Below are 9,698 nucleotides of genomic sequence, written 5' to 3'. Positions count from 1 at the left end.
CGGTGGGGAAGCCGGGAATCCGGCAGGCCCACACGGGGACGTCGCTGATCCATTCCGTGATCGCGGTGAGCGAGCGGGCACCGGCCAGGACACCCGCTGCGGCCGCGGCGACCCGAACAGACAACCGGCAGCAACGGCCACGGACCCCCCGCGGGTCGGGCACCAGAACCAGGAAACCGGACCGTGCGACCACGTCCGCCAGCGGAACCGGCGCGGCAGTCCGGCCCAACGGGGGCCAGCACGGCGGGTATGAGAGAAGATGCAAGAACAGGCACGGACTCACCAGGTGCTCATGAGACTCCGACACTCACATGATCACTGAGACCGTGCCCGCACTGCGCCAACCCCTACCCGAACCGGGATATCCCCTCCAAAGACGGGCCAGCACAGCATTCCGGACGAAACGCGATCATGCAACGGCCCCTGGGGGGGGGGACTCGCCCCCGGGCGAGCCAAGTCTTTGACCGCCACCCCATGGGGCGGCCATCCAGGCTCGGCCCGGAGTAGAGCAGCTCGGCAGCGCAGATAGCTCCACGTGACGCCAACGGTTCAGCAGCGATGATCTCCACGAAATGGCGCCCTGCCATGACCCTTGCGTCTGCCCGCAGCCATCCTCACCTGCCACCACCACGAGATCACCTCATCGAGAAAACTTAAGGGCAGAGTTCTTGCCTCTTAGGCGCATACGACGTGCCCACGCCTTCGCGGACGAGGGACGCGTCATAGAGTTATTGCCGAGACAGGCCGCACAAGGCCATGAAAGGAACCCAGAGTTCGCGGACTTATCCTTCAGGGAAACTTTCCAGGCGATCGCCATTTCAGGGGCTACCCATTGTATCGCCGATGACATCAATTCGCAGCCTCACAGAATTCGATCAAAGGAACTAATTCGTGACCGTTTCGGAAGCCCCTCAGCCGGACGTAGAAATGACAACTCGACCCGACGTGATTGCGATGAACAGCAGCGATGTGGTCCGACTCACCGACGAGGCGGCCAAGAAAGTGAAGGAGCTGCTCGCAACAGAGGACAGGTCCGGTCTCCGACTGCGCATCGCGATTCAGCCTGGCGGGTGTTCCGGGCTCAATTACCAGCTTTCCCTCGACGACAGGACGCTATCCGGAGACACGCTCATCACATTCAACGGATTTGAAGTGGCCATTGATCAGGCGAGCAGTTCATACCTGAGAGGCGCAGAAATCGACTACGCCGACACAAGCGATCACCAGGGGTTCACCATCGACAACCCCAACATCGCCGGATCGTGCGCATGCGGAGATTCTTCCCATTAGATTACGCGGCAAGGCCACGCCGCCCATGTCCGACCGACCTTGGACGGCGAACCATCGTCGATTCCCTAGACATCGACTGCCGCTACACAGGGACATGCACTTGCCGTCTGGCCATATCTTGTTGGACAAGCCGCAAAACATTGCCGGTCACACCTGCTGAACAAGAGGATTCATTCACACCTGGGAGTGGTAGCCCATTATCCCGTACGGCATACCGCCACCGATCGAGTGCCACGCTCCTCGCAGCACAGATCCGGCCGGAAACCCGTGGCACCGCCAGGTTGTGCGTCGGGCCTGTGCGGGACAATCGACTTATTGACGAACGTCCGATGGTATGTGGTGCGGGCATGATCTGATTTCATGTCGCGGTTCGGGTCTCACCTGGTAAGGGGCGACAAGATGGCTGGCCTTCCCAATGAAGTGGTGTGCTTCACAGTGCCCTCGGAGGTTGCGCACGATATATGGGGACTGCCCGGTCCCGGGGCTCGGGTGGCCGCTCTCATCGCATACTTCGAGATGCAGGAGGGAAAGCGGCCGGTGATCGACCCCTCTGAATCCCTTCCCGACGAACACAACAGCGCAGCCGCACAGGAAAATGAGTCCGACGTCGTCGCCGAGACCCAACCTGCATCAGGTTCCAGGGAGGCTAGACCGGAGGAGCAGTCTCCGAAGCGGAGCAGCGAGGAGACGGTGAACGGGGAAATACTCGACGGGTTGGGAACGCCGGCACTCGAAACTGCGCTGTCTACCTCGCACAGTGCTCTCTCTGGGGATCCGACAGCGGTCATCGCTCATGAACAGCAGGCGGGACCGGAGCCTTCGGTAGCCGCCACCGAGCAATCTACGAGCCCAGCACAGACCATGTTGGGAGGGCCGTGGCTTCTGCCTGTGCGGGCAGTCCGGCACGTGGTCGGGTTGCTTCTACACGACCTACTCGGTGGCGAGGCAACCTCGCGTGTTGTGTCAGAACTAGGCGCGGTGCTCAAGGCACCCCGGGCTGACACCGCCAACGCGCAGAAGGAACACGCTCTCCTGGTCGCCGAAGTATTTGCCCCATTCGTGACAACGGCCGCCCATCATATCCATCACCACCTCCGCACCAATCGCCCTCATGACAAACATCTGGGCCTGGACAACTCCGATCTCGTCCTCACCATCACGAACGAGGATCCCCAAGTCGTCCTCGTGTTCACTCAGAAACTCGCCAACGAACTCGACCATCGCGTCAAGGTCCAACTCACGCCCCAGGACCGCCTCGTCATCTGCCCCGACAGCCCTGGCGGCTCGTGAAGACGAGCCGGCCAGCCGAACGCAGAACCGCGTGCCCGACCCGGCCGGCCACCTGAAGATGCGCGTCCTGAACCCTCTCAGAGGGTATTTGATCTAGTCGTATTGCCCTGTATGCCCTAGTAGGTTCCTCGTCAGGTCGGCGTGGTCTCGTCCGTTATGCGCTTGGCAAGGTTGTCGATCGAGGCGATGTGGATCATGGCTTCGGAGCTGGTGCTGAGGGTCTCGTAGTCGCGGGCGAGGCGTCTGTGGAGCATGAGCCATCGGAGACTTCGCTCGACTACCCAGCGCCTTTTGGCGACGTGAAATCCGCGAACTCCGGGGTTTCTGTTGACGACTTCGACGTCGATTCCAAGGCGTGCGCCGTGCTCGACGACGGCGTTCTTGAAGCCGGTGTCGACCCAGCTTTTGGCGATGGTCGGGTAGGTTTTCTTGTCCTGGTCGAGCAGTCGTATTCCCAGGGCGTTTTCCGAGAGGCTGGCGGCGGTGACGGTCACGGCGAGGATGAGGCCGATGGTGTCGGTGAGGATGCCGCGCTTGCGGCCGACGATCTTCTTGGCGGCATCGGTTCCCTGGCTGGTCAGGGGCGCATTGGTGGAGGTCTTCACGCTCTGGGTGTCGATCACGGAGGCGGTCGGTTCGGGCTTGCGTCCGTCCTTGACGCGGGCCAGGCCGGTCAGGTCGTGGTTGAGCTGGGCGAGGATTCCTTCGTCGCGCCAGGCGGCGTAGTAGAAGTAGACGGTGCCGTGTCCCGGGAAGTCGTGCGGGAGGTACTTCCAGGGGATTCCAGTGCGGTTGATGTAAAGGAGTGCGTCGAATACGTCGTGTAAATTAACCTTGGCCGGCTGCCCCGTCGGCCGGCGTTCGAGGCGGGCCTTTCTCCAGGCTGTCAACGTCGGCTCGATCAGGGCCCATCGGGCGTCGGACAGGTCACTGGGGTACGGCTTGCGCTCGCTCACGCCGTAGCGTGATCACGAGGACGGCGGAGGGAAGGATTCCGCTCGAACTCGGGCGGGTCCAGGGCATTTTCAAATTAGACGGGTTTCCGGGTATGGAGCCGCGCGAGACGTTCAGCCGAGTGCTGGACCTTGCAGGGAACGAATGGCCCGCACGTGGTGAAGACGGCCAAAGCGGGGCATGGGTAAAACCCGCATACCGGAAGAACCCCATGTGAACGCCCACTCAGTGGGCATTTAGAGATGGTATGCGCCGTTAAGTAACTTTCACGGCCGCCAAGTTTGGGGTGTTTACCCCATACGCGCACCCTTGTGTCCATCGGTCTGTGAACTCGTCCGCCCGTTTGCTCCGGTTCTCGTGGATGAAGTCCGTCTGGTTTGAAGATCAGGCAGAAACACCCAGCAGTGGCGGAACGCCACCGTCCGCTGCATCCATGATCACGCTACGGCGTGAGCCAGCGGAAGCCGTATCCCAGCGACCTGTCCGACGCCCGATGGGCCTTAATCGAGCCGACGCTGACGGCCTGGAGAAAGGCTCGGCTCGATCGCAGACCCACCGGGCAGCCGGCCAGGGTCGACCTGCGCGACGTATTCAACGCACTCCTCTACGTCAATCGCACCGGAATCCCCTGGAAATACCTCCCGCACGACTTCCCCAACTATGGCACTGTCTACGCCTACTACGCCGCCTGGCGCGACGAGGGAATCCTTACCCAGCTCAACTACGAACTGACCGGCCTGGCCCGCGTGAAGGAAGGACGCAAGCCCGAACCGACTGCTTCCGTGATCGACACCCAGAGCGTGAAGACCTCCACCAATGTGCCCCTGACCAGCCAGGGAACCGATGCTGCCAAGAAGATCGTCGGCAGGAAACGGGGCATCCTCACCGACACGATCGGACTCATCCTCGCCGTCACTGTCACCGCCGCGAGCCTGTCCGAGAACGCCGTCGGAATCCAGCTCCTCGACCAGGCCAAGAAGACCTACCCAACCATCTCCAAGAGCTGGGTCGACACCGGCTTCAAGAACGCTCTCATCGAGCACGGCGCCAGCCTCGGAATCGACGTCGAAGTCGTCAACAGAAACCCAGGAGTTCGCGGCTTCCACGTTGTCAAAAGGCGCTGGGTTGTCGAGCGAAGTATTGGTTGGATCATGCAGCACCGACGGCTTGCCCGAGACTACGAGACCCTGCCCGCCAGCTCCGAGGCCATGATCCACGTTGCCTCAATCGACAACCTCACCAAGCGCATAACGGACGAGACAACACCCACCTGGCGAGGAACTTACTAGGAGATAAAGGGCAATCCACCTAGATCAAACGCCCTCTCAGAGGTCGTTAAGTCCGTTTCTGGTAGCGGCCTCGTCCGGGTTGGGTGAGGAAGCCTTGGCGGGTGAGGCGTCCGAGGCGGCTGCGGGTGATGTTGACGGATGCCTCGTCGGTAGGCATGCCGAGGAGTTCGTGCAGCTCACGGGCTCGGAACTCTTGGTCGGGGTGCTGGTTGAAGGTGTTCACGATGGCCTGGTACGCGGTGTTCGTCTCGGGTGGTGCGGGTTGGCTTCCAGCCGGTGCGAGTTCGGCGATGACCTTCCGGGTGGTGGCCAGGTCCGCGAGTCGCGCTTCGGTCTCGGCCAGGGAGGCGGTCAAGTGCTGGATCTGGTCAGGCAGTTCACCGGCCCGGGCTGCGGTCTCGTCGTGCTGGGCCTGGAGGTCGGCCAGGAGTTCGATGACGTTCACGCGGCCAGCCCGAGGGTGTCGCGCCAGGCCGGACTCGGTGTGGTGAGGCGGCGGGCCATGTTCGCGATCGAGGCCCAGTAGACGCGCGAGGTGGAGGTGTCGGGCCGGTGGTCGTACTCCCGGGCCAGACGCCGGTGCAGCATCAATGTGCCGTTGACCTGCTCCACGATCCACCTCTTCGGTTGCGGGACGAAGCCTTTGCCCTGGTCAGCCGAGTTGCGGCGGACGACTTCGACGTCGATGTCCAGCAGGGCACCGTGGATGAGGACCTCGTCCTTGAAGCCTTGGTCCACCAGTGCCTTCTCCAGGCGCATCCCGCACCGCTCGGCGGCCTGGTCGAGCAGGGCGGTGCCGGCGGCGTTGTCGTGGGCGGACGCGGCAAGCACGACGACGCCGATGATCAGCCCCAGAACGTCGACGGCCAGTCCCCGCTTGCGGCCCGACATCATCTTGTTGGCGTCCAGCCCCGTCGTGGTCCTCGAGACACCGGCGGCCTCCCAGTTCACCCGCCGCGTGGTGCCGAAGGCGACGGTGAAGGGCTCCTTGGGCAGCGGGTGCAGCCGTTGCTGTTCCTCGAGCAGGGCCTCGGCGGGCTTGCGGCGGCTGGCGCGGTGGACCCGGTTGTTGACCGTGTCGCAGAACTCCCGGCAGGCCGATTCGAGTTGGCCCATCGTTTTGTACTGGGGCAGCAGGTTCGCCGAGGTGGGCACCAGGTCCGCCTTCGCGATGCGGACGGTCGCCTCTCTTCCGCCCTTGGTCTCGGGATCCGCCGGCGGGTTCCGTGCTCCGCTTCGGTGGAACACAGGTACCTGGGTCACCGTTGCCGTTGGTGAGCGACTTCGGTGCCGTGCGGCCCAGCAGCTGCTGTGCGCCTTCGCTTCGCTGAAGGCGGTTTCGCACAGGTTATGCCACACATGCCGCCTGTCCGCGACCTGGACCGCGTCGGGCGGAACGGGGCGGATGGCCTCGGCGTAGGTGGCTGAGCCGTCGCGGCAGACGACCTTGCCGCACCCGCACACGGACCCCCCGTCGCCCTCGGGCACCGTCCGCCAGTGATAGCCGTGCACACACCTGCCAGACCGCAGTGCCCAGCGGCGTCCGGGCCCGCACCACAGTCCGCTCACCCTCGTCGGCCACATCCTCGACGACCAGCGGGGACAGACCCGAAAACACCATCTACACAAGAACGTTGACATCCATCACATGGAAGTCAACGACCTCACAACTCTCCATTATCAAATCGCATGTGAGACAGGGTCGTTCCTTGGATTCGCTTCCGGTGACGGAAAGGCAGAAAGCTGCGTCAGAAGGGCAGTTGAACTATCCGCGCTCTCAAGGACCCTCCTAGACTCCGGCAGCACGAGGGCCAACTGGAACGGCCCAGATTAGAGTGCCCGGACGACAGCCTTCGAAGGCACTCATCCCGGAGGACATAAGTGCGTTTTCTCAAGAATGCCAAGCGGGCTGCCATCTCCGCAGTCATAACCTGTGGCATGGCCACCGGCCTGCTTGCCGGCACGGCTAGCTCGGCATCCGCGTCCACGATCCAGAAGCAGTGGATCCAACTGTGCGCCCAGGGCAACTACCCTGCCTATCTCTCCTTCCCCTGGCGTGGGGGTTATACCAGCACGATCGTCTCTCCCGGACAGTGTCAGTGGTGGAATGTCCCGTCCGATCACCGCTGGGAGCCGGTTGACGTCGTAGACGTCTGGTCGGGCGCGACCGTCGGCACAGCGTGGTACAACGGCGACGAGTCCGGACTGGGCACAGGAGCAGAAGGGTGGGAAGGCGGCGACCAGTGGATCCAGACCTGGTAGCCACCCACACAGGCAGAGCTAACCGGGCACGGACCGCCGCAACACCCACCTGCCCTGTCGGAACGGCGTAACAGGTCACGCACAGGCCCGGCCGGGGGCGTCCCGGCCGGGCCTGTGCCGCCGCTGCGGTTGGAGGCCGTGGTGGACGGCGCTGCGCGCTTCCCGGGTTCCGGCCGGTATTCGCCGCATCAGACCGAGGCGTCCGATGCGCCTGTGTGTCGGCGACGGTTGAAATGGGTTCAGGCACAGATTCCGTGAAGTGGACCGTGCTCCCGTGCACCGGTAACGCTCCGTCATCCTGGGCATCATCCTTCGGTCGTGTGACAGCTTGCTGGAGTTGGTGTTCCCGCGCCTGGTGACGGTGCTGGAGCGCGTGGTGGTGGAGAGCGGCGTGCTGCGGATCGCGGCGAGCACGAAGGACGGGACGGCGGCCGTCTGTCCGGAGTGCGGGACATTGTCGACACGGGTGCACAGCCGCTATGGACGCACGATCGCCGATGCACCGGTCGGCACCCAGCCTGTACTCATCGAGTTGTCGGTGCGCCGACTGTTCTGCGACAACAGCAACTGCGCGAGGGTGACCTTCGCCGAGCAGGTCGAGGGTCTGACCAGCCGCTACGGCCGGCGAACACCCGTCCTGCAGAGGGTCGTCGGTGCTCTTGGTGTCGTCCTGGCCGCTCGTGCCGTCGTCCGGATGGGACTGGTACTGGGCATCGTGGTCAGCCGGATGACCGTGCTACGCGTGGTGATGGCGCTGCCGGAGCCGGCCTGGGCGGTGCCGCGGGTGCTGGGAGTGGACGAGTTCGCGACCAGGAAGGGCCGCCGGTACGGCACCATCCTGATCGACTGCGAGACCCACCAGCCCTTGGACCTGCTGCCCGGTCGCGAGGCCGAGACCCTGGCCGCATGGCTGCGCGAGCACCCCGGCGTCGAGATCGTCTGCCGCGACCGCGCGGCGTTCTTCGCCGAAGGCGCCCGCACCGGCGCCCCGCAGGCCCAGCACTGCGCAGATAAATGGCATGTCTGGCACAACCTCGGCGAAGCCGTCGAACGCCTCGTCTCCCACCATCGCGCTCTCCTCCGCGACCTCGTGAAGACGGAGCCTTCGAGCGAACTCGAACGCGAACCAGGGCCCGTGCCGGCCTCCTCCGGCCAGGAGCCTCCCGAGCCCTACCCGCCGGGGAAGTTCCTCGACCGGCTCCGCGACACCCACGCCGCGGTCCGGGCCCAGGTCGAGCAAGGCCTGAGCCTGCGCGAAGTCGCCCGCCGGCTGGGACTGGGCCGCAACACGGTGCGCAAGTACGCTCGCGCCGCCAGCCCGGAAGCGATGCTGCACGGCCAGTGGCAAGACCGGACCAGCAAACTCGACCGTCACCGGCCCTACCTGGAGCAACGGATCGCCGAGGGCTGCACGAACCTGTCGAGCCTCCACCGCGAGCTGCAAGAACGTGGGGTCCGTTGCGCTTACAGCACCCTGCGCGACTACGTCCATCCGCTGCGTCCTGGACGCCGGCCCGCAGCCAGCCGGCCGCCGATGGTCCGGCCGCCGTCGCCCCGCGAAGCCACCCGGTGGATCATGAGCCACCCCAACCACCTACGCGAGGACGACCAACTGCGGCTCAAGGCGCTGCTGGCCCGTTCGCCTGAGCTCGCGGCCGCCACCGCCCACGTCCGGACGTTCGCGACCATCATGACCAACCGTGATGGAGGCCGGCTGCGCGGGTGGATCGCTGATGTCTGCGCGGACGAGCAGTGCGGCCTGGCCTCTTTCGCCGCCGGGCTGGTCACTGACCTCGACGCTGTCGTCTTCGGCATGAGCACAGAGTGGTCCTCCGGCCCCGTCGAAGGCCGCGTCAATCACCTCAAGATGATCAAACGTCAGATGTTCGGACGGGCCAAGCTCCCCCTGCTCCGCAAACGAGCCCTTCTCGCAGCAGCAGCAGGTGAGCCGGCAGACAGGAATGTCATACCCCTGCGGCATGCTCGCCAGCATGAACGAAGACGCCTTCTGGCAGCTCATTGAGGACTGCAGGCCAACGGCCCCGGACCCTGACGCCGAACTCCTCGCTGCCGCAGTTGCCGAATGTCTTGCCCAGTCCCCGTTGTCGACAGTCACAGGCTTCGCAGAACAGCTGTCATGGGCGCTCTACCGCCTGGACCGTAAGGAGTACGGACACAATCTGTCCGGTGACGGCTTCCTATACACGCGTGCCGCCATCGTCGCTGCTGGCCGCACCGTATTCGACAGCGTCCTCCAGGACCCTGCGGCCTTCGCTCCTTACGCCACCGACCTCATCTGGGCCGAGAGCCTGCTCTACACACCAGACCGTGCGTACAAGCGCATCACCGGCGAGGAATGGGACCGCGACACGCGATATTCCTATGAGTCGTACTCGAACGCCGAGGGATGGGCTGGTTGAACGCTGTCGCTTCATCTGGTGGCAACCTCCGGACTCGGCGATCGTCCTCACGGAATCCGTGCCTGAACCACTTTGCGCCGTTAACGCCACGGGGCATGCTCTTGGGGATGCCGAGGCGAGCGGGCACGGGACCTGGTGTGCGAAGACGTCGTGGCCGGCGATGGCGCATGGGAGGTCGGGGTTCCTCCTGGGT

At 64.3% G+C, this 9,698-nt stretch carries 9 protein-coding genes and 1 pseudogene; 6 read left to right on the top strand and 4 right to left on the bottom strand.

The features are described 5' to 3' along the window. Positions 1-927: 927 nt before the first annotated feature. Both FNH09_RS05425 and FNH09_RS05420 read left to right on the top strand, forming a co-directional pair. The gene (locus FNH09_RS05425; protein WP_152885587.1) at positions 928-1,290 is read left to right on the top strand and encodes a HesB/IscA family protein; all 363 of its coding nucleotides are present in this window, start codon (positions 928-930) and stop codon (positions 1,288-1,290) included. A 360-nt stretch (positions 1,291-1,650) separates the two neighbouring features. Continuing rightward, positions 1,651-2,580 carry a hypothetical protein gene (locus FNH09_RS05420; RefSeq protein WP_152885580.1) on the top strand — a complete coding sequence of 310 codons (930 nt, stop codon included), beginning with the start codon at positions 1,651-1,653 and terminating at the stop codon, positions 2,578-2,580. A 131-nt stretch (positions 2,581-2,711) separates the two neighbouring features. Here the strand turns inward: FNH09_RS05420 and FNH09_RS05415 are convergent, their stop codons facing one another. Further along, positions 2,712-3,536, bottom strand: coding sequence for an IS5 family transposase (locus tag FNH09_RS05415; RefSeq protein WP_162468150.1), 825 nt, complete (start codon positions 3,534-3,536; stop codon positions 2,712-2,714). Between the two features lie 447 nt (positions 3,537-3,983). On the opposite strand from FNH09_RS05415, the gene FNH09_RS05410 reads away from it, so the two are divergent. After that, complete coding sequence (locus tag FNH09_RS05410) at positions 3,984-4,823, top strand: IS5 family transposase (RefSeq protein WP_162468149.1); 840 nt, start codon at positions 3,984-3,986, stop codon at positions 4,821-4,823. A gap of 46 nt (positions 4,824-4,869) precedes the next feature. On the opposite strand, the gene FNH09_RS05405 is transcribed toward FNH09_RS05410, so the two are convergent. The 3 genes and pseudogenes from FNH09_RS05405 to FNH09_RS50395 all read right to left on the bottom strand — a co-directional run. Continuing rightward, the gene (locus FNH09_RS05405) at positions 4,870-5,268 is read right to left on the bottom strand and encodes a hypothetical protein (RefSeq protein ID WP_338017476.1); all 399 of its coding nucleotides are present in this window, start codon (positions 5,266-5,268) and stop codon (positions 4,870-4,872) included. After that, positions 5,265-6,086, bottom strand: a complete 822-nt coding sequence (locus tag FNH09_RS49730; RefSeq protein WP_338017477.1) for a transposase — start codon at positions 6,084-6,086, stop codon at positions 5,265-5,267. The genes FNH09_RS05405 and FNH09_RS49730 overlap by 4 nt, the downstream gene beginning before the upstream one ends. A 30-nt stretch (positions 6,087-6,116) precedes the next feature. Then, positions 6,117-6,272: pseudogene (locus FNH09_RS50395) on the bottom strand (ISL3 family transposase); the annotation flags it as partial. A 489-nt stretch (positions 6,273-6,761) separates the two neighbouring features. Between FNH09_RS50395 and FNH09_RS05390 the strand changes: the two are divergent. The 3 genes from FNH09_RS05390 to FNH09_RS05380 all read left to right on the top strand — a co-directional run bounded on the left by FNH09_RS05390 (position 6,762) and on the right by FNH09_RS05380 (position 9,505). Next, entirely contained in the window at positions 6,762-7,085 is a 324-nt protein-coding gene (locus FNH09_RS05390; RefSeq protein ID WP_152885579.1) for a hypothetical protein, read from the top strand. Positions 7,086-7,440: 355 nt separating this feature from the next. Then, positions 7,441-9,108 carry an ISL3 family transposase gene (locus FNH09_RS05385; RefSeq protein WP_338017475.1) on the top strand — a complete coding sequence of 556 codons (1,668 nt, stop codon included), beginning with the start codon at positions 7,441-7,443 and terminating at the stop codon, positions 9,106-9,108. After that, positions 9,077-9,505 (top strand): DUF4240 domain-containing protein, encoded by a 429-nt coding sequence (locus FNH09_RS05380; protein WP_152885578.1) that lies wholly within the window; start codon positions 9,077-9,079, stop codon positions 9,503-9,505. The genes FNH09_RS05385 and FNH09_RS05380 overlap by 32 nt, the downstream gene beginning before the upstream one ends. The last annotated feature ends 193 nt before the right edge of the window (positions 9,506-9,698 follow it).

Source organism: Streptomyces adustus (assembly GCF_009377175.1).
Classification (GTDB): Bacteria; Actinomycetota; Actinomycetes; order Streptomycetales; family Streptomycetaceae; genus Streptomyces; species Streptomyces adustus.
Note: the sequence above shows the minus strand (reverse complement) of the source record. Positions and strands in the feature narration are given on the sequence as shown.